The organism is Plantactinospora sp. KBS50 (assembly GCF_002285795.1).
In the GTDB taxonomy this organism is placed as follows: Bacteria; Actinomycetota; Actinomycetes; order Mycobacteriales; family Micromonosporaceae; genus KBS50.
Genome location: NZ_CP022961.1, coordinates 2,821,290 through 2,843,192 on the forward strand (window position 1 = coordinate 2,821,290; position 21,903 = coordinate 2,843,192).

The window sequence follows — 21,903 nt, forward strand, 5'->3', positions numbered from 1 at the left end:
CCGCTACGCCCCGCGCGCCGCGGGGGAGTTCTGGGGGACCGGCGGGCCGTAGCGCAGCGGCGTGATCTGCTGGACGTCGTAGCTGTCGCGCAGCTTCTGCACGGCGTCGGAACTCACCGTCCGGCCGGCCGAGAAGATCTCGCAGATCTCCTCGAAGTAGCGCTCGTGGTCCGGTGACGGGTAGCTCTGGAACAGCATCCGCGCCGGCTTGTCGGTGGAGTTGCGGAAGGCGTGCGGAGTGCCCGGCGGGATGAACATGCAGCTACCCGCGCTCGCCCGCACGGCCCGGTCGCCGGCGGCGGACTTCCAGTCGTACCAGCTTTCCTCGGTACGGTCGACCGGCTCGAACGCCAGCAGGTCGAGTTCTCCGTCGAGCACGTAGAAGAACTCCTGCGACCGTTGGTGGGTGTGTGCACCCACATCGAATCCGGGCGGCACCACGACCTCGAAGAACGAAATCGAGGAGCCGTCCGCCCCCGTGACCTTGAAGGTGACTTCCTGCGCTTTCGTGACGAGTTTCCGGCCCGCGCCGGGCGGGACTATCAGACCGCTCATTCGATAAAGCCCTTCCTTCGCGACCGCGGTGACGACTCGATCCCCGCGTTCATTTGGGACGCTTCCTCGTCGGCCGGGGGGAATCGTGCCTGGAATAGGTCAGGGGATCGCCCCCGGTGAGCTGGTCCGGATCATCCGGCGGGTCGGCCCGCCAGCTTCCCACCGCCATTTCGGCGGTGATTCCGGGACCGAATCCGGCCACGATGCCGGTGGCGCCCGGCATCGGCAGGTCCTCCTCGAACAGGCGGCGCAGCGCGTCGAGAACGACCGCGCTGGCGATGTTTCCGTACTCGGTGAGCGTGGCCCAACTGTGCCGGAACATCTTGCGGTCGAGGTCGAGAAACCTGCTGAGGTCGTCGAGGATCCGCGGCCCGCCGGCGTGGATGATGTAGAAGTCGAGATTGCCGATGTCCCAGCCGTGCTCCGTGACGAGCTGCCGCAGGACCGGCGCGAGCGGTTCCATGGTGCCGGGCACCCGGCGGTCGAGCTGGAAGTGGAATCCCGTGGCGCGCACGGCGTAGGAGATCCACTCCTCGGTGTTCGGGATGAGGTAGGAGCCGTTGCGCTCCAGCGTCATGCCGGTGCCGCCGCTGCCGCGGACCACGGCGGCGGCCACGGCGTCGCCGAACAGGCCGTCGGACAGCAGCGAGCCGATGCCGTCGTCGACCGGCTGGTAGCACAGCGAGCACATCTCGCAGGCCACGATCAGGACGTTGCTGCCCGGGTGCGCCATGCAGAAGTCGTGTGCCCGGTTGATCGCGGCGCCGCCGGCCGCGCAGCCCAGCTGGGCGATCGGGATCTGCCGGGTGTCGGACCGGAACCCCATGTTGTTGATCAACCAGGCGGTCAGCGACGGCATGAGGAACCCGGTGCACGACACGTAGATGATCGCGTCGATGTCGCGAGCGGCCAGGCGGGCGTTCGCCAGGGCCTTCTCGATGACCTCGGGGCACCGCTTCTTCGACTCCAGTTCGTAGATCCGGTTGCGCTCCTCGAAGCCCGGGTGCCGGAGCGTCTCCTCGATCGGTTGAACGATGTGCCGCTTCCGGACTCCGGTGTTCTGGATGAGCCGAAGTGCCAACGGGAGCTGCGGCTTTCCGGCGTGCACTCTTTCGGCAAACTCCAGGGTCTCTTCCATGGTGATGACATATTCCGGAACGCTTACCGACGGCTTGCACAACGTTGGCATGTCTGGAATCTACCTTCTGTAGAGTTTACCTTCTGTCACGGAAAAACTCGTTGTCTCCCGGTGCTCGTAGCGAGGTCAGCGGTAACGCCGATGCCACCGGCGCCCGTTCGCCTGCGGCATACGTCCAGTACCGTCGCGCATCCAGCTTGTCATCGGCTTGGTGCCAGCTTGGTGCGTCCCTGCGGCGGTGCGCCACCGAAAAGGCGCCGGCAAAGGTGGCCGAACCGGGGCGATTCCGGGGGCCGTCACCCGGTCGTGGCGACGGTTCGCCGATCGGCCCGACACCGGGATCGGCGCATCGGCGCGGCGGCGAAATGACATTGGTGGCGATAACTTCGTGCGGCGTTCGCCAAGACGGCGCCAAGTCCACACCAAGCGGCACCGGTCGGGACGCCGTCACCGCTGCCAGGCGCCCTCGGTGGCGGTCGCCGAGCGGGGATCGCCGGGCCGCCGGGTGGGGCCGGGCGACGGGGCCCCGTTCCGGTCGCAGGGGACCCGGCCTGCGGTTGCCGCGGCGCGGCGCTCGCGCGGTCGGGACCGGCGGTGCGCCGGCCGGCGAGGCTGCCCCGCCGGCGCGCCAAGCCGGCGCCAACCCGCGGAACAGTCGCAGCCAAGTCCGGTGCCCGATGCTCTGGGGCACCATCCGCAACCTGATTGATTCCGCGCCGGCTGGCGTCACCTCGGTGCTGTTGCGCGGGTCCGCGCCGCCGGGTCAGCGACAGCCCGCACACATCCATCGGACACCCGTAGGGAGGCGGTCCGGATGACGGGCTTCATGATCCACAAATCGCTCCGGAAGCACGGCCTGTATCTCGGCATCGTGCCGGAGACGGCCGCGGCCAGGAACAGCTCGGCGCTGGTCATCCTCGACCACGACCTGGACGTTCTCCCCGAGGCCGGGCGGCGGCTGACGGCGGCCGAACTCGCCGACCACGTCGACGACCTGGCCGGTCGGCTGTGGGCGGCCGGGCTGCGCCCCGGCGAACACATCGCGATCCACAAGGGCGCCAACTCCGACGTCTGGGTGCTGGCCACCGCGGCGGCGCGGATCGGAGCGGTTCCCGTGATGCTGTCGCCCGCCCTGGACGGCGCGACCGTCGCCGCGCTGCTGGGCCGGCTGAACCGGCCGAGCCTGCTCACCGACGCGCGCAAGCTCGACACGCTCGCCGAGCAACCGCTGGCCGACATCACCAGGCGGGTGCTCATCGTGGCCGGGCAGCGGCCCGGCGCCACCTCGCTCGCCGACCTCGCCGGGTCGCCGCGGGTGCAGTCGGTGTTCCGCCCGCAGGACGAGGCCGCGCTGATCACCCACACGTCCGGCACCACGGGGCTGCCGAAGCTGGTCGTGCACACGCCACGGACCATGGCCGCCCGGCTCACCCCGCAGTGGTGGCTGCTGTCGCTGATGCGCAAGCCCGAGACCGTCGCGATCCACATCTCCTTCGTGCACTCGCGGATGTTCGCGGCCATGGCGCTGGCGCTGCTCAAGGAGATGCCGGTGCTGCTGATGAACGAGTCCGATCCGGACGAGGTGGCCAGGCTGTTCCTCAAGCACCGGCCCGGCTTCATCGAGGCGCTGCCCAACTCGCTGATGGAGTGGGAGGGACTCACCGGGGACCCGCGCAAGCCGTTCGCGTCGGTGAAGTACTTCAGCAGCACGTTCGACGCCATGCACCCCCGGACGATGAGCCGGCTGATCAACTCGTCCGACCGGCGGGGCGCGCTGTTCTTCCAGATCTACGGACAGAGCGAGGTCGGGCCGGCCGTCGGCCGGGCCTACTTCCGCAACTCCGCGCACAAGGCGAACGGGCGGTGCGTCGGCTGGGCGATGCCCGGTTGCGCGAAGGTGCGGGTGGTGAGCCGGGACGGCAACCCGCCGTCGGAGACCAACCCCGGGTTCATCGAGGTCGGCTGGGTGGGTCTGGCCAAGACCTACCACGCCGAGCAGGACCGGTACGACGCCAACCGGTTCGGTGACTGGTGGCGCACGGGGGATGTCGGCTACCGCACCAGGTTCGGCTGTGTGCACATGCTCGACCGGGAGGTCGACATGATCCCCGGGCTGCGCAGCATCCTTGAGGTCGAGGACCGGGTGCTGAGCCGGCTGAGCGAGCTGAGCGAACTGGTCGTGGTGCCGGGTCCGAAGTCGCAGCCGATCCCGGTGATCTGCACCAACGAGGACCAGCCGCTGGACCGGGAGCGGTGGCGTGCCGCGGTCGTCGAGTTCCCGCAGTTGGCCGACCCGATCCAGATCCCGATGGCCGAGCTGCCCCGGACCGCCACGATGAAGGTGCGGCGGATCGAGCTGTCCCGCCGGCTCCAGGAGCAACTGGGGGAGCGGGCCTAGGCACAGACACCAGCACCCGGAGACAACCAACTCGAAAGGGATCCGTGCAATGACGCCAGAGGCCACGCTCGCGCGCTTCCGCGAATACATGGTGGGACCCTCGCGGTTCATGACCCTGCTGTCCTGTTTCGAGCTCGGCATCGTCGATGCGCTCCGGGAGAACCCGGGCATGACCGCGGCCAAGCTCGGCGCCGCCGTCGGCGCCAAGCCGGACGCCGTGGAGCAACTGCTGCACCTGCTGGTCAAGGAGGGCTTCGTCGGGTACGACGAGGGCTCCGGCGGCTACCGCCTGGACGCGCTGGCGGAGGTCGGCAGGGCCGACCTCAAGCGGGCGCTCACCTACATGAACATGATCAAGGTGGTCGCGCTCCGGCAGCTGTTCTACCTGACCGACAGCGTGCGGACCGGCACGCTTGTCGGTCTCAAGGAGCTGTACGGCGCCGAGGGCACGCTCTACGGCGCGGTGGCGGATCACCAGGACCTGCGCGAGTCCTGGGCGACCCTGATGGACACCGTCACCGCCAACATCGATCCGTGGTTCTTCGGCAACATCGACATCCCGCCCGGCTCCCGGGTGCTGGACCTCGCCGGAAACACCGGTCTGGGGGCGATCCACACCTACCGGTTGAAGGAGTCGCCCGGCCTGCGGGTGACCACGTTCGACCTTCCGGAGAAGGAGCAGGAATGCCTGCGGAACTTCCGGTCGCACGGCGTCCAGGAACACTGCTCCTTCATCGGCGGCAACGTCTTCGAAGGAATTCCGCAGGGCTTTGACGTCGTGCTGATAAAGCACTTCCTGGACATGTTCGACCGGGACGACTTCTTCCGGATCCTGTCGGGCGTCAACCGCTCGCTGGAGGTCGGTGGGCAGGTCAACATCATGGTGCCGGTGTATCCGGAGAACATCAGGGACACCGACAACTACAACGTCGACTTCTTTCCCGCCTTCTTCATCGGCTGCACCATGGCCCAGGGCGGGCCGCAGAAGTTGTCGACGTACAGCAACTGGCTCCAGGAGTGCGGCTTCAAGGTGACCAGGGCGATCACCAAGGACCCGGCCGAGGTGCCACCGGACGTCATTCCGGTCCAGGCCGTCATCTGCGCGACGAAAACCGCATGACACCCCCCGGCGGCAACGTCCGGGAGTCGCATCTGGTGGAACTCGTCGACGCGACGGGTGCCGCCACCGGGTCCTGCACGGTCGCCGAGGCGCACACGGCACCCGGCCGGCTGCACCGGGCGTTCTCGGTGCTGCTGGTGGACGACCGGGGCCGGGTCCTGGTCCAGCAGCGCGCCGCGGCGAAGACCCGGTTCGCGCTGCGCTGGGCCAACGCCTGCTGCGGCCACCCGGCCCCCGGACAGCCGGTGTCCGAGGCCGCCGCGCGGCGCCTGGTCGAGGAGATCGGGGTCCGGGATGTGGCGCTGGAGGAGGCCGGGGTCCACCCGTACCGGGCGGAGGACCCGCGCACCGGCCGGGTGGAGCACGAGTACGACCACGTCCTCGTCGGCCGGCTGCCGGCCGATCCGCCGCTGCGGCCGGACCCGGCCGAGGTGGCCACCGTCCGCTGGCTGTCGCCGGATCTGCTGCGTGCCGACCTGGCCGAGCACCCGGACCGGTACGCCCCCTGGTTCGAGGGCGTGTTCACGGTGGCCTCGGCGGCGGCCGGCCGGGTGCCGGCCGCCGCCGCGCTCGCCCGCGGGCCGGTGGGGCAGCCCGCGGTGGAGCAGCCCACGGTGGGGCAGCCCGCGGTGGAGCAGCCCACGGCGGTGCAGCCCGCGGCCGTGCCGGGCGCGGCCCACTGAGCCGGTCCGCCGGCCGGTCCCGCCGGTACCGGCGTGGGCCGGGCCCGCGGTGCGACTGCGATACGTGCCGGTAACCGGGTCCCCGGCGTCGTGGTCGTGGCGCGGCGCCGGGTGGCGGACCTGGAAAAACACATTGAAGTGATAGTGGTCGATCAGATCGATCCGTTGCGCGAGGTGACCGGAAATTCGGTCGCCGTGGACATTTTGCGATGCCCCGCCTGTGGTGAATTGAACGTTATCAACGATTAGGTGGATCGCGCCGTGGCAAATTCCTCGGCGGTCCCCGCGGTGCCGCGAGTGCACTCCGGATAGTGTCCGGACCCGGTCGCCGGTCGGCGCATTCCGGCCCTGTCACCAGGCAGGAAACGGATGGTTGGACGTTTCGCGCGACGCGCGTCGCCACCCTCTGTCACACATGGACGGATCTTGATCCGATCAAGTTCGATCTTTTGGTCGGCGAATCGGCCGATCGGTCGGTACACTCGTGAGCAGATTCACTCCGGGGAATGTGCTGGCACCGCGGAGAACACGGGGGATGGTTATGGGGCTGCGCGTCAACCTTTCCAGGTTCGCCGGCGCACGCTCAGGGATTGTGCCTGACCCGCGGGAATGCGGAACACCGCGCCCCGGGTCGCCGCCGCGTACACGCGCCGGCCCGGGGATCCGCCCGGCCGGTCCGCGTGCCCCCGCCCGGGTGGCCACGCGCCGCGGCCAGGCGGCAGCCGCCACATGTCCCTGATCCTGGCGTCGGAAGAGCCGATACATGACTAACGCAGTAGTCGTTGGGGCCCCGAATCGCACGCTTCCGGGGCCGACCCGATGGACCGGGGAACAGCCGCTGGAGTCGCAGGCCGGTTCCCCGGCGATGGTGGAACTCCGCGCGTTGGGTCCGGTGGAGGCGACGGTCGGCGGCCAGTTGGTGGACCTGGGCGCGCCCAAGCAGCGGGCCCTGCTCGCACTGCTGGTCAGCCGGGTGGGTCAACCGGTGGCCGTGGACGTGATGCTGGAGGCGCTGTGGGCCGGTCACCCGCCGCCCTCGGCGATGACCTCGTTGCAGGCGTACGTGGCGAACCTGCGCAGGGCGCTGGAGCCGGATCGCGCCCCGCGCACCCCGGCCACGGTGCTGCGCACCCGGCCGCGCGGCTACCTGCTGGACGACCGGGTGGTCGACATCGACGTGCACCGGTTCGGCGAGCGCGCCACCGCGGGCTGGCAGGCTTGGGACCGGGGCGACCCGCAGCAGGCGTTGAGCCAGTTCGAGGCGGGGCTGGCGCTGTGGCGGGGACAGGCGTACGCCGAGGTGGCCGGCGTCACCTGTGCGGCGCCGGAGGTGGCCCGGCTGGAGGAACTGCGGCTGTCCATCGTCGAGGCGCGCTGCGCGGCGCTGCTGGCGGTGGGCGCGCACGAGGTGGCGGTGGCCGAGCTGGAGGCGTTCATCCAGGCCCACCCGCTGCGCGAGTACGGCTGTGAGCTGTTGAGCCTGGCCCTCTACCGGGCCGGGCGGCAGGCCGACGCGCTGGGCGTGCTGCGCACCATCCAGAAGCGGCTCGCGGAGGAACTCGGCATCGATCCGCGCCCGGCGCTGCGGCACCTGGAACGCGAGATCCTCAACCAGGCGCCGGCCCTGGACTGGCACCCGACCCCGGCCGTGCCCACCCTGACCCTGCCGGGCCGGCCGAGCGCCGCACCACAGACCGGCGCCACCGGCCCGCCGCCGGTGCCGGTGCCGGACGGTGAGGTCCTGGTCGGCCGCGAGGTGGCGCTGCGGCAACTGCTCGAAGCGTTGGCCGCGGCGGCGTCCGGCCGGGGCCGGGTGGTGACCGTCTCCGGCGAGCCGGGCATCGGGAAGACCAGCCTGCTGCGCCGGTTCGCGAAGCTGGCCGGCGTGCCGGTGCTCTGGGGCACCTGCCCCGAGCACGTCGCGGCACCCCCGCTGTGGCTGTGGGAGCAGGTGCTGCGCGCGGTGGGGACCTGCTTCCCGCAGCGGCCGATACCGGGACCGGTGGCCGAACTGCTGGACGGGGACCCGCAACACCTGGTGGACGGCCCGGACGGGGCCGGGGCCACCCTGCGGCGGTTCGAGGCGGTCGTGCACTACCTCACCGACGCCGCGCACGGCGCGCCGCTGGTGCTGCTGCTGGACCACCTGCACCGCGCGGACCCGAGTTCGCTGCGGCTGCTGGCCCACCTGGCCGAGTCGGTGCCGGCGAGCCGGCTGCTGCTGGTCGTCTCCTACCGGTCGGGCGAGGCGGGTTCGCTGGCCGAGACGCTTGCCGCGTTCGCCCGGTCGGGAATGACCCGCATCGACCTGTCCGGGCTGGACACCGGCGACACGCAGACCCTGGCCGGCGCGATCCTGCACCGGGAGATCAGCGCGCGGACCGCCGAGGGGCTGTGGGCGCGCACCGAGGGCAACCCGTTCTTCCTGCGGGAACTGATCAAGCTGCTGACCAGCGAGCAGCGTCTGGACCAACCGCACACGGCGCCGGTCCCGGTCCCGGTCCGCGAGGTGGTGCTGCGGCGGGTGGCCCGGCTGCCGCAGACCGCGGCCGAGGTGCTGTCGGTGGCCGCCGTGGCCGGCCGGCACTTCGACATCGAGGTGGTGGCCGAGGCCGCGTCGGTGGAGATCGAGCCGGCGCTCGAAGGGCTCGACACGGCGGTCACGGCCGGTTTGATCGTGGAGGACCAGCAGCGGCTGGGCTGGTTTCGCTTCACCCACGCCCTGACCGCCGAGGCGCTGTACGAGGCCACCGGCCGGCTGCGCCGGGCGCGGCTGCACCGCCGGATCGGTGCCGCGGCGGCCCGGGCCTGGGCCGGCAACGCCGACCGGGCGGCCGAGATCGCCCGGCACTGGCTGCTGGCCGCGGAACTCGACCCGACCGCGGCGGCCCGCGCCTCGGCGTACGCCGCCACCGCGGCGCGGATCGCGGACGCCCGGCTGGACCTCGACGACGCCGCGACGCTCTGGCGGCAGGCGCTGGCCGCCGCCGAGCTGGCCGAGACGGAGGACCTGGACCGGCATCCGCTGCTGACCGGCCTCGGCGGCTGCCTGTACCGGGCCGGCAACACCCGTGACGGGCTGCCGGTCTTCGTGCAGGCCATGGCCGAGACCCTCGCGGCCGGCGAGGCCCGCGGCCACCTGGACACCGCCCGGCTGGTCGGGGCCGCGGTCGCGGCCGTCAGCGAAGCGAACGGCTACCCGGTGGACTACGGCCAGGTCGACGACCGGCTGGTCGACGTGCTGGAACGGGCACTGTCGCAGGTCACCGCGCCCGTGCAGCGGGCGCTCGTGCTGTCCTGCCTGGCCGTCGCCCGCTACCACGACGACGATCCGGTACGCCGCGCCGCGCTGTCGGACGAGGCGCTCGCCCTGGTGCGCCGCAGCGCCGACACCGCGGCACTGGGGCACGTGCTGCACCTGCGGGCCGCGGCGCTGAACGGTCCCGACTACCTCGACCAGCGGCTCCAGTCGGTCACCGAACTGCTGTCGCTGCCCGGGTTGTCGCCGTCGATGACGGTCCGCGCCCGCCAGTTGCGGGCGCAGGCGCTGGTCACGCTCGGCCGGGTCTCCGCGGCGGCCGCCGAGTTGGACCTGGCCGCGCAGTTGGTGGACGACCAGCGGTCGCCGCTGCGTACGCAGCTCGCCTGGTCCTGCGCCGGCCTGCTGCTGCTGGGCGGGCGCTGGGAGGAGGCCGACGAGCTGAGCCGGGCCACCTACGACCGGCACGCCGGGATGACCTGGGGAGCCGCGCGGTTCAACCGGCTGGTCCAGCGCTGGGAGGCCGCGTACTCGATGGGCGCCGGTGCCGAACTGGTGGGCGAGTTGCGGGCGGTCGCCGAATCCCCCCGGCCGCCGGCGCTGCACAGCATCCTGGTGGTGGCGCTGATCGACGCCGGGCGGGTGCACGACGCCCGGGTCGCGCTGCGCCGGCTGTCCGGGCCGCCCAAGGACTACCTGTGGCTCTACACCCGTTGCTGGGCGCTGCTCGCCGCGGCCCGCCTCGGCGAGACCGAACTGGCGTCCAGGCTGCGGGACCAGTTGCTGCCCTACCGGCACCTGACCTGTGCCGTGCTGGACCTGGCGATCAGCGGGCCGGTGGCGTACTTCACCGCCGAGGCCGCGCTGGCGCTGCACGACCCGGGGGCGGCGCTGGCGGATCTGGCCGTCGCCGCCGAGACGGCGCAGCGGATGGGCGCCCAGCCGTGGCTGACCCAGGTCCGCGACGCCCTCGACCGGGCCCGCCGGCTACGGGCCCGGTCGTACCGCTGAGCGTCAGGCCGCGCGGCCGGCCCTGAGTGCGGTCGCGACGTCGACGACCCGCCGCGCCTGGAACCGGGCCGCCTCCAGGGGCACGTCGCCGGGCTGGCCCTCACCGGCCACGTGCGAGGTGCCGTACGGGTTTCCCGTCTTGAACTGCACCGGGTCGGTGTAGCCGGGCGGCACGATGATGCCGCCCCAGTGGTAGAACACGTTGCTCAGGGCCAGGATGGTCGACTCCTGCCCGCCGTGCGCGGTGCCGGAGGCGGTGAACGCCGAATACACCTTGTTGGCCAGGCTGCCCTGGCGCCACAGGCCGCCCGTGGTGTCGATGAACGACTTGAGCTGGCCGGACGGGGTGCCGAACCGGGTGGGGGTGCCGAACAGCACCGCGTCGGCCCAGTCGATGTCGTCGAGGGTGGCCTCGACGACATCGGCGGTGTCCTGGCGGTGCTGGCTCCACGCCGGGTTGGCGTTGATCGCCTCCGGCGGGGCAAGCTCGGGGACCTTGCGCAGGCGTACCTGCGCGCCGGCCTTCTCCGCGCCGTCGGCGGCGGCCTGCGCGAGCGCGTGCACGTTGCCGGTGGCGCTGTAGTAGATGACGGCGACCTTCACGGGGTCCACGATCGGTTCCTTCCTTGGTGGATTGGTGCCCGGACGGCGGGCGGCGGGTCAGCTGGAGAAGGACTCCGGGCCGAACCGACCCCAGGCCACGAACGCGGCGAGCAGCAGCAGGAGCGTGGTCACCACGATCGCCTGCGACTCGTGCCGGCGGACGTGCGTGATGATCGCGCCGACCATCAGCAGCGCCAGGCCGACGGCGGCCAGCGGCACCAGGATCGGTGCGATGTCGAGCAGGGCGGGCAGGATCAGGCCCACCGCGCCCAGCACCTCCAGCGCGCCGATGCCCTTGATGGCGTTCGGGCTGAAGCTCTCCAGCGAGCCCATGCCCGAGGCGAGCAGCTTCTCCTTGGGCTGCGCCAGTTTCATCACCCCGCTGAGCAGGAAGACCGCGGCCAGCAGTCCCGCAACGATCCACAGCGCGACGTTCATCAGGTTCTCCTTGCAGAGGTTGTCAGCGGCTTGATGCCGGTGGGCCGGGTCCGGCCCGGTGGTGATCGTCTCAGCAGTACGACGACGCAACCCCGCGGAATGTGAGGTGACGCGCCGGACGTACAGTTCGGAGCGAGGTACCGGCGTACCGGTGGGGGGCGGGATGCGACCAGGCGATCCGGCGGCATCATGAACGGCGCCACGGGGCGCGCCATCGGCGGCGCGGCCGAGTCCGGACCGGACGGTTCCGACCCGGGCCTGCGCGCGATCATGCGCGAGCGGCGGCAACTGGTCAACCTCGCCTACCGGCTGCTCGGCTCGCTGGCCGACGCCGAGGACGTCGTGCAGGAGACCTACGCCCGCTGGTACGCGATGTCCCGCGAACAGCAGGAGGCCATCGAGGCCCCCGGCGGCTGGCTCACCCGGGTCGCCAGCCGGATCTGCCTGGACCTGCTCGGCTCGGCCCGCGCCCGGCGGGAGCGCTACGTGGGGGAGTGGATCCCGGAGCCGCTGCCCGACCGTACGGAGTGGACCAGCGGGCGCTCCGCCGGCACCGCCGTCGACCCGGCGGACCGGGTCACCCTGGACGAGTCCATCAACATGGCGTTCCTGGTCGTGCTGGAGTCGATGACCCCGGCCGAGCGGGTCGCCTTCATCCTGCACGACGTGTTCCGCTACTCGTTCGCCGAGGTGGCCGAGATCGTGGGCCGGACGCCGGCGGCCTGCCGCCAGCTCGCCTCGTCGGCCCGGCGGCGCATCCGCGCCTCGCGGGTGCCGGTGACGCCGCCGCGCCGGCGGGCCGACCTCGTCCGGGACTTCAAGCAGGCGTGGGAGGCCAAGGACATCGACGCCCTGATCGGCCTGCTCGACCCGGAGGCCACCACCGTCGCCGACGGCGGCGGGCTGGTCAGCGCCGAACTGCGCCCGGTACGCGGGGCCGAGCCGATCGCCCGGTACCTGGCGCAGCTACGCGGCCGGGTGCCCGACCTGGCGATCCTGGTGCGGACGGTGAACGGCCAGCCGGGTCTGGTGACCCAGCAGGGCGGCGTCACGGACACGGTGATGGCGTTCGACATCGCCGGCGACCGGATCGTCCGCATCTGGGCGGTGCGGAACCCGGAGAAGCTGCGGCCCTGGACGACCGGCTGAGCGCGGCCCGCTCAGCGGACGTCGACGGTGGTCTTCACGGTCGCCTGGTCGATGTCGGAGGTCCGCAGCGTCAGGCTGAGTTCCCACCGCCCCGGCAGCGGGAAGGTGACGTTGCCCAGGCCCTGATTGCCCAGCAGGCTGGCCACCGGGTTGTCGACCGGCTCGATGCCCCGCTCCGGCAGCGCGGCGGTCACCGTCCACTCCAGCACCGGCAGCGGCTTGCCCTCCGGGGTGTAGACGAACGCGTGCAGCGCGTTGTACTCGCCGACGGTCGCCGGGAACACCTCGAACTGGAGTGAGTACAGCGGGCTGGTCAGGGTCGTGGAGAAGCCCTCGGCCCGGGCCGCGGCGACGGCCTCCACGTCGATCGTGCGGCCCGGGTTGGTCTGCACCAGCACCGCGCTGACCGCGAGCACGACCGTGGTGATCCCGACCTCGGCGCGGACCAGCCGGGACAGCGCCCCGGGTCGGTCCGGCGCGGTGTGGCGCCGGACCAGCCGGCGGGACACCGCGGCGACCCCGAGGGTCGCGCCCAGCAGCGCCGTCTTGACCAGCAGCAGCCGCCCGTACCCGGATCCCACCAGCGCGCTCAGCGTCCCGACCTGCACCAGCGCCTGAAGCAGGCCGGCCATGACGAGCCAGTACACGGCGACGGCGGCCAGCCGCGACCACCGGGGCAGGACGAGCCGCAGTTCCCGGCGGTCGGCCCGGCGCAGCAGGAAGGCGCCGAGGAACACCAGCCCGCCCAGCCAGATCGCCATGGTCGCCAGGTGCGTCAGGTCGGCCGCGATGAGCAGCGCCGAGTGCGGTGAGGCCACCGGGTGACCGGTCAGCGGCCAGGTCAGCAGGCCGGCCAGCCCCAGCCCGACCAGCGCCGCCCCGCGCCACCGGCCGGTGCCGCCCCGGCGCACCCGCCCCACCAGGGCGGCCACGGCCGCGACGATCAGCAGCCGGATCAGCAGCAGCACGCCGAAGCCGCTGCGGGCGATCTGGGCCAGTTCCACGCCCGAGACGTCGAACAGGCCGGCGCCGGAACTCGACGGCGCCTGCACCCAGAAGCTGGCCAGCGCGCCGAGCGCCACCAGCCCGAGGCCGGCGCGGACCAGCCGCAGCGGGCCGCGCCGGGGCAGCCGCCGCGGATACCACCAGGCGAGCATCAGCAGCGGGCCGACCGACAGCGTCAGGCCGAGGTAGCCGAGGTACTTCGCGGCGGGCACGGCCGCGCGTACCACGGGGTCGGTCCCGGTGTCGGCCGTCGGCGCGCTCGCCGACGGCGCGCCGACGGAGAAGGTGAACGCCCCGGAGACGGGGTGGCTGTCCGCCGAGATGACCCGGTAGCTCACCAGGTACGTCCCCAGCGGGCGGCTGGTGGCCCGCACCGTGATCTCCAGGCCGCGCGGGGTGCGCACCGGATCGCCCACGTTGAGCCGCTTGCCGTCCGGGCCGACCACCTGGGTACGCCCCGGCACGACCGTCACCGGTTCGTTGAAGACCAGCAGCACGCGTTCGGGCGGTGCCGGGACGACGGAGCCCTGTTCCGGGGAAGCGGTGCTCAGTACCGCGTGCGCGCTCGCCGGCCGGGCCGGGCCCGCCAGGCTCGCGAACAGGGCCGCCAGCGCCACGAGCAGCACGCGCACGGCGGCCCGGCCGGCGATCCGTACGGTGGCCGGCCCGGTGGCGTGCTCCCTCGGGCGCATGGGCTCCTCGAACCCCGCCGGCGTGGCCCGTCGCCGTCCGGTCGCCGGACGGGTCGGGCCGACCGGGGCGGTCGGGTCACGGGGAGCCGGTGCGCGGCTCCGCGGCGCGGGACGCCATCGCGGCGCCCCCCGGTTGGTACGGCACCGACGCCGCCGCGGTTCACCCGATCAGCGGCGCAGCGTACGGCGTCGCAGCAGGAAGCCGGCCGCCCCGGCGGCGACGGCCACGGCGATCCCCGCCGCCAGCATCGCCAGGGTGGTCCCGCCGGAGCCGCCCGATCCGGCCGCGGTGGCCTCGGCCGGTCCGGAGGCGGCCTCGGCCGGTCCCGACGCCGCGCCGTCCGCGACCGCGGCGCCGGTGGCGTCCGTGCCGGCCGGGGCGTCCGTGGCCGCCGCGCTGTCCGGCGTGGCGCTGGCGGCGGGGTCGGCGACGGCGAACGAGTACGAACCCTGCACCGGATGCCCGTCGGAGGAGACGACCCGGTAGGCGACGGTGTAGCTGCCGTTGCCGAGCGGGCGGTCGATGGTGACCGTTCCCTTCGTGCCCTCGACCGCGGGTGCGCCGGTGGGCACCCGCTGCCGGTTGGCGTCGCTGAGCACGATGGTGGTGTAGGCCGGGTCCAGCGACTGGAGGAACTCCAGCGTGATCTGTTTCGGCGCCGTGGACAGCCGGGAGTCCGCCGCCGGGGTGGACCGCAGCAGCGCGGTGTGCGCGGCGGCGGGACCGGCCGGCGCCAGCAGCACCGTCAGGGCGGCGATCAGCAGGCAGCCGAGGCCGGCGAGCCCCCGGCGAATTCCAGTGGCCATGGTGCGACCCTCCGGTCGGGGTGGGGGTGTCCCGGGCGGACAGCCCTAGGCGAGCAGGTGTTGGCCGATCCAGCCGCCCTCGGGGCAGCCGGGTGGGATGGCGAAGACGGCCGATCCTATCGGGGTGGTCCACTGGTTCAGCAGGTCCTGTTCGGCAAGGCGGCGCTGGATGGGTACGAACTGCCGGGTGACGTCCCGCTGGTACGAGGCGAAGACGAGGCCGCTGTCGGCGTGCCCCTGCGGGGTCACCGCGCCGTCGTAGTTGTAGGGCCGGCGCAGGATCTTCCGCTCGTCGTCGGTGACGTGCGCGCGGGCGACGTGCGAGAAGTCGGGAATGACGCTGAGCCCGTCGGCCCCGACGGCGGACAGGTCCGGCGGGTCGTGCTCGGCGGTGCCGGTGAGCGGGGCGCCGGTGTCGAGGCGCCGGCCGACGGCCAGTTCCCGGTCGGTGCGCCCGAGCAGGTCCCACGTCTCCATGTTCATGCTGATCCGGCGCAGCACCAGGGTGCTGCTGTCGCGCAGCCAGTCGGGTCCCTCGGGCACCCAGACGGCGGTCTCCAGCGGCGGCCCGGGTGTCGGGTTGGCGGTGCCGTCGAGCTGGCCGAACAGGTTCCGCTGGGTGTGGCCCGGCTCGGCGCCGGCGGCCCGGCGGAAGCCCTGCTGCACCCAGCGCACGGTGGCGAACGGCCGGCTGTCCTTGACCAGCACGCGCTGCGCGTGGGCGACCGTGAGCGCGTCGTCGGCGCAGATCTGCACCAGCAGGTCGCCGCCGGACCAGCGGGGTTGCAGCCGGTCGATCCGGAAGGCCGGCAGGTCGGCCACCGAGGGCGGCCGGCGCTCGTCGCGGCCGGCGGCGGCGTACAGGCCGGGGCCGAACCCGAAGGTGACGGTGAGCCGGGCCGGCAGCAGGCCGAGTTCGGGTTCGGTGTCGGCCAGCGCCGGCCGGCCCTGGGTGAGCCGGGCGGCGTCGTCACTGAGCAGGCGCATCATCCGGCCCAGCGCCGCCCGGTCGGTGCCGGAGCGGAGGGTGAACGCGACGAACGCGGCGTGCGCCTGCGCGTCGGTGCCCACGCCCGACTGCCGGGACCCGTGGAACGGCTCCACGGCGCTGCCCACGGCCGACGGCTCGGCCTCGGCCGCCCCCGCCGGCCGGTCGGAACGGCCCGGTCCGTCCGCGCGGGCGGCGGTGACGGCGGCACCGGCGACGGCGCCCACGGCCAGCGCACCGCCGGTGAGCAGGCCGCGCCTGCCCACCGGGCGGAGTGTGGGACGGTCGGTCATCCCATCGGGCTCATGCTCATGCCCGGCATCGGGCTCTCGTCCCCGTCGGGGGCGTAGGTCTCCTGCGCGCCGGTGAACGGCTTGGCCACCGCGGTGAAGGTCTGGGTACGACCGTCGGCGAAGGTGAGCGTGAAGGACAGCTCGTCGCCGGCCTTGACCGGGTGCTTGAGGTCCATCAGCATCAGGTGGTCACCGCCGGGCTCCAGCATGGCGGTGCCGTGTGCCTTGACCACGATGCCGCCCTTCTTCTCCTGCATGACCATCTTCCCGTCCTGCATGGCCATCTCGTGCAACTGCATGGGCGAGGCGTCGGTGGCGACGGCGGTGATCGTCACGTCGGCGTCCCCGTTGTTCTCCAGGGTGCCGAAGGCCGCGGTCATCCCCTCGTCGGCGGCCTTCACCCAGGGGTCCCTGATGCCGAGGACCTCCGCCGGGGCGCTCGCCGAGGCCGACTCGGACGGGTTCGGGGACGCGGAATCGGTCGAGCCGCAGCCGGCCAGGCCGGCCGCGACGATGATCGTGGCGGCGGCGAAGCCGGCGGCGGCGATCCGGGCGGCGGCGCCCGGACGCGAGCCCGTGACGGTGGTGCGGGACATGACGTTTCCCTTCAACAGCAGTTCTGACGTGTGATTGGTCGGTGCGGACAAAGCGAAAGTTCCGTCGGAAAGGTGATCGATGCCACGATCGAGGGATCAGGCGGCCCAGTCGTCCCGCCGCCGGGCCGAGCCCGGATAGCGGACCAGGCGCAGCTCGGCCGGGGCGGGTTCGGCCGGCTCCTGCGCGGACAACCGCCAGCCGGGGCCGTTCCCGCGACCGCTGGCCGGCGGGCCGTCCGGGTGCAGGCGCGGCCGGGACAGCGCCACCACCACCGCGTACCCGGCGAGCAGGAAGCCGTGGCTGACCAGCCGGGCCACCCCGACCCGGCCGGTGATCAGGTCGTTGGCCGACAGCAGGGCCAGGGTGCCGACGAACGCGGTGAGCATCGGCACCAGGCCGGCCGGCGGTGTCCGGCGTACGGCCACGAACAGGAAGCCGGCGCCGACGGCCACGTTCCAGGCCGCCGACTCGTGCCACAGGTGCCCCGGGGTGAGCGTGCCGGTGTGCTGCCCACCCGTGGGGGTGCCGGCCTGGACCAGGCCGAGGACGAGTTGCAGCACGCCGAGCAGCCCCAGCAGCCCGCGCAGGGTGAGTACCACGCGCTCGCAGAGCCGGGTGGAGCGGAGCCGGTCGGAGCGGTCCCGGGCGGAGCGGAGCCGCGCGAAGCGGTCCCGCGCGGAGCGGACGCGGGCGGAGCGGTCCCGCGCGGCGGGTTCGGCCGCCGGCAGCGCGGCGAGTACCCGGTCGGCCAGCCCCGGTGCCGGGGCCACGGAGGTCAGCCGAGCCCGGCGGGTGATCGCCGCGGCCCGGTCCAGCCAGTCACGGCAGCCGGCGCAACCGGCCAGATGTGCCTCGGCGCCGGCCTGCTCAGCCGCCGTCGCCTCGCCGTCCAGTTGTGCCGACAGGATTCCCCACCACTGTTCGCACCCCATGTCCGGGTAGTCGCGTGGCGGGCCGCTCCGGTTCCCGGCGTGATCCGACTCAACTGTCCGGTCGCCCCGGTCCCGGCCGCCGACCGGGTCGGAGCCGGGCGGCGCGGGTCGGCGGTTCGCCGTACCGGCAGACGGGGTGGGCTCAGCCGGCGGCGCTGCCCGAGCGCCGGGCGGAGGTCCAGGGCTGCTCGCCGATGGCCTCGACAAGATCTTCCCGGGCGCGGGCCACCCGGGACCGGATGGTGCCCACCGGGCAGCCGCACACGTCGGCGGCCTCGGCGTAGGAGAGTCCGAGCACCTGGGTCGCGACGAACGCCTCCCGCCGGTCCGCCGGCAGCGCCGCGATCAGCCGCTCCAGCACCACCTGCCGGTCGAAGCCGTCGCGCCGGGCGTCCGGGACGTCGTAGCCGTCGGCCATCGGCACGGTCCGGGGCCGCGCGGTGGCGGCCCGGACCTGGTCGACGGCGACCCGCCGGGCGATGCCGAGCAGCCAGGTCAGCGCCGAGGACCGGGCGGCGAACGACGGGAGTGACCGCATCGCCCGCAGGTAGGTCTCCTGCGCCAGGTCGTCGGCCTCCGCCGGGGAGGCCAGGGCGGCGAGGAACCGGTGTACGCGGTGCTGGGTCGCCTGGATGAACCGGGTGGCCGCGTCCCGGTCGCCGCGTCCCGCCGCGAGCGCCCACGCGGTGATCGCCGCGTCGTCGTCGGTCACCGTAGAAAACCTCCCTGTCCCGGCCCTGCCGGCCGGTTCGGTCCCCGATGGTACGACCGGCCGTAGTAGAACCTTGTCCAGCCTACGGCACTCCGGAGATCGTTCCCTCGCCCCCTGGGTACGGGCGCGGGGTGGGTAGCGGATCAACCCGGTGCCGCTCCGGTTCGGGCGGGTGCGGGCCGGCACGGGCGATGGTCACTGACCGGCACCGGTTCGTTCCGCTTTGTTCCACGGGAACTTTTTGGCCCCGCCCAACGACAACCCACAGACAGCGAAGACCAGAAGGGCTCTACAGATGAACCGCTCGATATTCCGGCGTGCCGCGGTCGTGTCCGCCGCCGCCACCGTCGCCGCCGTGTTCGGGCTGGCCGGGTCCGCGTCGGCGCACGTGACGGTCAACCCGAACACCGCCACCCAGGGCGGATACACGAAGGTGTCCTTCCGGGTGCCGAACGAGAGTGACTCCGCCTCCACCACCAAGGTGGAGGTGAACCTGCCCACCGACACGCCGATCGCCTCGGTGTCGCTCAAGCCGCTGGCCGGCTGGACCGCGGTCACGACGAAGTCGAAGCTCGAAACGCCGATCAAGACGGACGACGGCGAGATCACCGAGGCCATCACGAAGATCACCTGGACCGCGGACTCCGGCGCGGACATCAAGCCCGGCCAGTTCCAGGAGTTCGACGTCTCGCTCGGCCCGCTGCCCCAGGCCGACCAGGTGGTCTTCAAGGCCCTGCAGACCTACTCGGACGACTCGATCGTCCGCTGGATCGACGAGCCGAGCACCGACGGCAGCGAGGTCGAGCACCCCGCCCCGGTGCTCAAGCTGGCGGCCAAGGCCGCCGACGCGCCGGCCTCGTCGGCGCCGGCGAGCGCGGCGGCCGAGGCGAGCGACGAGGCCGCGGACAGCGGCAGCGGAGCGGGCCTGGGCTGGGGGATCGCCGGACTGGTGGTCGCGGTGGGCGCGCTGGTGCTCGCCCTGCTGGCGTACCGCCGCGGGGGTCAGACCCCGGCGGCCTGAGTCCGGTCCCACCGCGGGCCCACGCCCGGTCGGGGTGTGGCGGCTCCGGAGCCGCCACACCCCGGCCGGGCGCCGCATCGGACGCCTCCGGCCAGCGTGTCCCCGGCCGGTCGGCGGCCGCTCGCCACCGGGCCGGCCGGCGGGCTCGCGGTCGGGTTCCGGCGTCCAGCGGGGTTCGGCGATCCGCGAGATCCGGCGTTCAGCGGAACTGCCCGGTTGCGGTGGCGGCCACGAAGGCACGCCAGCCGTCCGGGGCGAAGCGCAGCGTCGGCCCCGGCCGGTCCTTGCTGTCGCGCACCGCGACCAGGTCGGGCAGGTTGTCGGCGACCTCCACGCAGTCGCCGCCGTTGGTGCCGCTGCGGGTGCTGGTGTGCCAGCGGGCGCCGGTCAGCTCAGTCATCGCCGTACTCCTCCGCGATCGCTTCGATCAGCTTCCGTGATTGTTCCTCACCAAGGGCCGCGGCATCCAGGCCGCGCCAGATGCGGGTGTACGCGGCCACCTCGGCCGGCCGGTCCAGATAGAGCGCACCGGTCAGCCCTTCGCAGTAGATGGTGGTCGGCTCGGCCGGGCTCATCGGCCGCATCCGGGGAAAGTCCAGGACAGTGAACGTGCCGGCCTCGCCGGCCAACGGCGGCCCGGCGCTCAGCGGCAGGATCCGGATGTGGACGTTGGGCAGCCAGCCGTGGTCGCGAAGCGCGTGCAGCTGGTCGCGCATCACCGCCCGGTCCGGCACCGGCCGGCGCAGCACCGCCTCGCTGAGGATCACCTCCAGGTCCGGCGCCGGGGGCAGCCGGCGCACCAGCAGGCGCTGCCGGTGCAGCCGGACCGCGATCGCCCGGTCCCGCTCGGCCGCCGGCAGCTCCGGCCGGTTGACCCGGTGTAGTTCCAGCATGAAGGCCCGGGTCTGGAGCAGCCCGGGAACCAGCTCGGCGTTGTAGTGCCGCAGCCGGGACGCCGCCTCCTCCAGCCCGACGTACAGCGAGAACCAGGCCGGGATGGCGTCGCCGTACGCCTGCCACCAGCCCCTTGCGCGGCCTTCCCGGGCGACCCCGGACAGCACCTCGGCCATCGCCGGTACGACGCGGTAGAGGTCGCACATCACGGACAGGTCCGGCGTGCGTACGGCGATCATCCCGCGCTCGATGCGCCAGATCTTCTGCCGCGAGCACCGCAGTGCCCGGGCCGCGTCGTCCAGCGAGACCCCCGCGTCGGTGCGCAGCTGGGTGAGGTACCTCCCGAGCTGCCGGCGCGGCACGGTCGAACAGTCCGTCTCGTGTGCCATCGAACCGTCCCCTCCATCGGTCACAACAGCAGGTCCGGCCCGACGTAACGATGCGGGCTGCCGAGCGGTCAACAGGGCGTGGTGAATTTCTCCACCCATGAACAACGGGGGTGCGATGTTGCAGGCGAGCCGGTCGGAGGCGGGTCCCGGGCTCCGGCGGGTGGCCGGGTGATCCGGAAGGTCCTCGCCCGGCTCAGCAGAGCGTTCACCCGGCGTCCGGCGAACCGCGAGCGATCGGCGTCCGTCCACAAGCACGGAGTTGACCAGGACTTTCAACCCGATGGTTGACACTTCCGGGAGCGATGACTACGTTGGGTTTCAACCGAAGAGTTGAAACGCTTGTCGAAGTGAGGTGCCGATGGAGTCGGACGAGCTGTCCCGGATCTTCGCGGCACTCGCGGATCCGACCAGGCGGGACATGGTGACCCGGCTGGCGGCCGGCGACGCGACCGTGAACCAGCTCGCCGAGCCGTACCGGATCTCGCTGCAAGCGATCTACAAGCACCTGAAGGTCCTGGAGGACGCCCGGGTGGTGAGCCGGCCGCCGGGGCCGCAGCCTCGGCCGGTACGGCTGGAGGCGAAGGTCTTCGACCTGATGGACAAGTGGATCGAGCGCTACCGGCGCCGGGCGGAGGAGCGTTACCGCCGCCTGGACGCGGTCCTGGCGCAGCTGGACGAGACCGAGACAGGCGACCACGAGCAGAAGGGGAGCGCAGCATGAGCACCATCGCCGAGACGACGATCGAGGCCGACCCGCACGTTCCGGTCATCCGGATGACCCGCGAGTTCGCGGCAACGCCGGAGCAACTGTTCCGGGCGCACACCGATCCCACGCTGTTCGCGCAGTGGATCGGCCCGAGTTCCCTCACCACGCGCATCGAGGAGTGGGACGCCCGCTCCGGTGGAAGCTGGCGGTTCGTGTCCAGCCGGAGCGGCCAGGAGCACGCGTTCCGCGGCTGCTTCCACGAGGTGCGGCCCGACCGCATCGTGCAGACGTTCGCCTACGAGGGCGACCCCGACGGGGTGGCCCTGGAGACCCTGTGGTTCGAGGACCTCGGCAACGGCCGCACCCGGCTGCACACGCAGTCCCTGGTGGACAGCTTCGATGGCCGGGACGCCTGGCTCAAGAGCGGTATGGAGGTCGGGGTCAACGAGGGCTACGCCAAGCTTGACCGGCTGCTCGCCGAGGGCGCTGTCTGACCGGGCGGGTGCGCCGAGG

At 72.8% G+C, this 21,903-nt stretch carries 21 protein-coding genes; 9 read left to right on the forward strand and 12 right to left on the reverse strand.

Features of this window, described 5'->3' with window-relative positions; translation table 11 throughout:
* Positions 1–3 precede the first annotated feature (3 nt).
* Positions 4–555, reverse strand: a complete 552-nt coding sequence (locus tag CIK06_RS12480) for a cupin domain-containing protein (protein WP_095564971.1) — start codon at positions 553–555, stop codon at positions 4–6.
* A gap of 49 nt (positions 556–604) precedes the next feature.
* Positions 605–1,693 (reverse strand): type III polyketide synthase, encoded by a 1,089-nt coding sequence (locus tag CIK06_RS12485; RefSeq protein ID WP_095564972.1) that lies wholly within the window; start codon positions 1,691–1,693, stop codon positions 605–607.
* A gap of 814 nt (positions 1,694–2,507) precedes the next feature.
* On the opposite strand from CIK06_RS12485, the gene CIK06_RS12490 reads away from it, so the two are divergent.
* The 5 genes from CIK06_RS12490 (at position 2,508) to CIK06_RS29975 (ending at position 10,164) form a co-directional block, all read left to right on the forward strand.
* Positions 2,508–4,091, forward strand: coding sequence for a class I adenylate-forming enzyme family protein (locus CIK06_RS12490; protein WP_095564973.1), 1,584 nt, complete (start codon positions 2,508–2,510; stop codon positions 4,089–4,091).
* Positions 4,092–4,140: 49 nt separating this feature from the next.
* Positions 4,141–5,211 carry a methyltransferase gene (locus CIK06_RS12495; protein ID WP_198348222.1) on the forward strand — a complete coding sequence of 357 codons (1,071 nt, stop codon included), beginning with the start codon at positions 4,141–4,143 and terminating at the stop codon, positions 5,209–5,211.
* Complete coding sequence (gene idi, locus CIK06_RS12500; RefSeq protein ID WP_095564974.1) at positions 5,208–5,894, forward strand: isopentenyl-diphosphate Delta-isomerase; 687 nt, start codon at positions 5,208–5,210, stop codon at positions 5,892–5,894. The genes CIK06_RS12495 and idi overlap by 4 nt, the downstream gene beginning before the upstream one ends.
* Before the next feature lie 96 nt (positions 5,895–5,990).
* Positions 5,991–6,143: a hypothetical protein gene (locus CIK06_RS29325; protein ID WP_198348223.1), complete on the forward strand. Its 153-nt coding sequence runs from the start codon at positions 5,991–5,993 to the stop codon at positions 6,141–6,143.
* Positions 6,144–6,759: 616 nt separating this feature from the next.
* Positions 6,760–10,164, forward strand: coding sequence for an AfsR/SARP family transcriptional regulator (locus tag CIK06_RS29975; protein ID WP_198348224.1), 3,405 nt, complete (start codon positions 6,760–6,762; stop codon positions 10,162–10,164).
* A gap of 3 nt (positions 10,165–10,167) precedes the next feature.
* Here the strand turns inward: CIK06_RS29975 and wrbA are convergent, their stop codons facing one another.
* On the reverse strand, positions 10,168–10,779 hold the full coding sequence (gene wrbA / locus CIK06_RS12510) for an NAD(P)H:quinone oxidoreductase (protein ID WP_198348317.1): 612 nt from the start codon (positions 10,777–10,779) through the stop codon (positions 10,168–10,170).
* 45 nt (positions 10,780–10,824) lie between these two features.
* Positions 10,825–11,205, reverse strand: a complete 381-nt coding sequence (locus tag CIK06_RS12515) for a DoxX family protein (RefSeq protein ID WP_095564976.1) — start codon at positions 11,203–11,205, stop codon at positions 10,825–10,827.
* A gap of 189 nt (positions 11,206–11,394) precedes the next feature.
* Here CIK06_RS12515 and sigJ point away from each other — a divergent pair, with 189 nt between their 5' ends.
* Positions 11,395–12,354: an RNA polymerase sigma factor SigJ gene (gene sigJ, locus CIK06_RS12520; protein WP_095564977.1), complete on the forward strand. Its 960-nt coding sequence runs from the start codon at positions 11,395–11,397 to the stop codon at positions 12,352–12,354.
* Between the two features lie 11 nt (positions 12,355–12,365).
* Here sigJ and CIK06_RS12525 read toward each other — a convergent pair whose 3' ends face one another.
* From CIK06_RS12525 to CIK06_RS12550, 6 genes are all read right to left on the reverse strand, one after another.
* Entirely contained in the window at positions 12,366–14,051 is a 1,686-nt protein-coding gene (locus CIK06_RS12525; protein ID WP_095564978.1) for a copper resistance CopC/CopD family protein, read from the reverse strand.
* A gap of 168 nt (positions 14,052–14,219) precedes the next feature.
* A complete protein-coding gene (locus CIK06_RS12530; RefSeq protein WP_095564979.1) occupies positions 14,220–14,858 on the reverse strand; it encodes a copper resistance CopC family protein in 639 nt (212 codons plus the stop codon).
* A 45-nt stretch (positions 14,859–14,903) separates the two neighbouring features.
* Complete coding sequence (locus CIK06_RS12535) at positions 14,904–16,112, reverse strand: Dyp-type peroxidase (protein WP_369916138.1); 1,209 nt, start codon at positions 16,110–16,112, stop codon at positions 14,904–14,906.
* Positions 16,113–16,135: 23 nt separating this feature from the next.
* Positions 16,136–16,735, reverse strand: a complete 600-nt coding sequence (locus CIK06_RS12540; RefSeq protein WP_095564981.1) for a copper chaperone PCu(A)C — start codon at positions 16,733–16,735, stop codon at positions 16,136–16,138.
* A gap of 96 nt (positions 16,736–16,831) precedes the next feature.
* A complete protein-coding gene (locus tag CIK06_RS12545) occupies positions 16,832–17,668 on the reverse strand; it encodes a zf-HC2 domain-containing protein (RefSeq protein WP_095564982.1) in 837 nt (278 codons plus the stop codon).
* 142 nt (positions 17,669–17,810) lie between these two features.
* Positions 17,811–18,380: a sigma-70 family RNA polymerase sigma factor gene (locus CIK06_RS12550; protein WP_095564983.1), complete on the reverse strand. Its 570-nt coding sequence runs from the start codon at positions 18,378–18,380 to the stop codon at positions 17,811–17,813.
* 295 nt (positions 18,381–18,675) lie between these two features.
* Between CIK06_RS12550 and CIK06_RS12555 the strand changes: the two genes are divergently transcribed.
* Positions 18,676–19,401 (forward strand): YcnI family protein, encoded by a 726-nt coding sequence (locus CIK06_RS12555; RefSeq protein ID WP_095564984.1) that lies wholly within the window; start codon positions 18,676–18,678, stop codon positions 19,399–19,401.
* 199 nt (positions 19,402–19,600) lie between these two features.
* On the opposite strand, the gene CIK06_RS12560 is transcribed toward CIK06_RS12555, so the two are convergent.
* Positions 19,601–19,792 carry a DUF397 domain-containing protein gene (locus CIK06_RS12560; protein ID WP_095567769.1) on the reverse strand — a complete coding sequence of 64 codons (192 nt, stop codon included), beginning with the start codon at positions 19,790–19,792 and terminating at the stop codon, positions 19,601–19,603.
* Position 19,793: 1 nt separating this feature from the next.
* The gene (locus CIK06_RS12565) at positions 19,794–20,684 is read right to left on the reverse strand and encodes a helix-turn-helix transcriptional regulator (RefSeq protein ID WP_095564985.1); all 891 of its coding nucleotides are present in this window, start codon (positions 20,682–20,684) and stop codon (positions 19,794–19,796) included.
* Positions 20,685–21,042: 358 nt separating this feature from the next.
* Between CIK06_RS12565 and CIK06_RS12570 the strand changes: the two genes are divergently transcribed.
* Together CIK06_RS12570 and CIK06_RS12575 are read left to right on the forward strand one after the other, a co-directional pair.
* Positions 21,043–21,405, forward strand: a complete 363-nt coding sequence (locus CIK06_RS12570) for a metalloregulator ArsR/SmtB family transcription factor (RefSeq protein ID WP_095564986.1) — start codon at positions 21,043–21,045, stop codon at positions 21,403–21,405.
* Positions 21,402–21,884, forward strand: coding sequence for an SRPBCC family protein (locus CIK06_RS12575; RefSeq protein WP_095564987.1), 483 nt, complete (start codon positions 21,402–21,404; stop codon positions 21,882–21,884). Before CIK06_RS12570 ends, CIK06_RS12575 begins: the two co-directional genes overlap by 4 nt.
* The last annotated feature ends 19 nt before the right edge of the window (positions 21,885–21,903 follow it).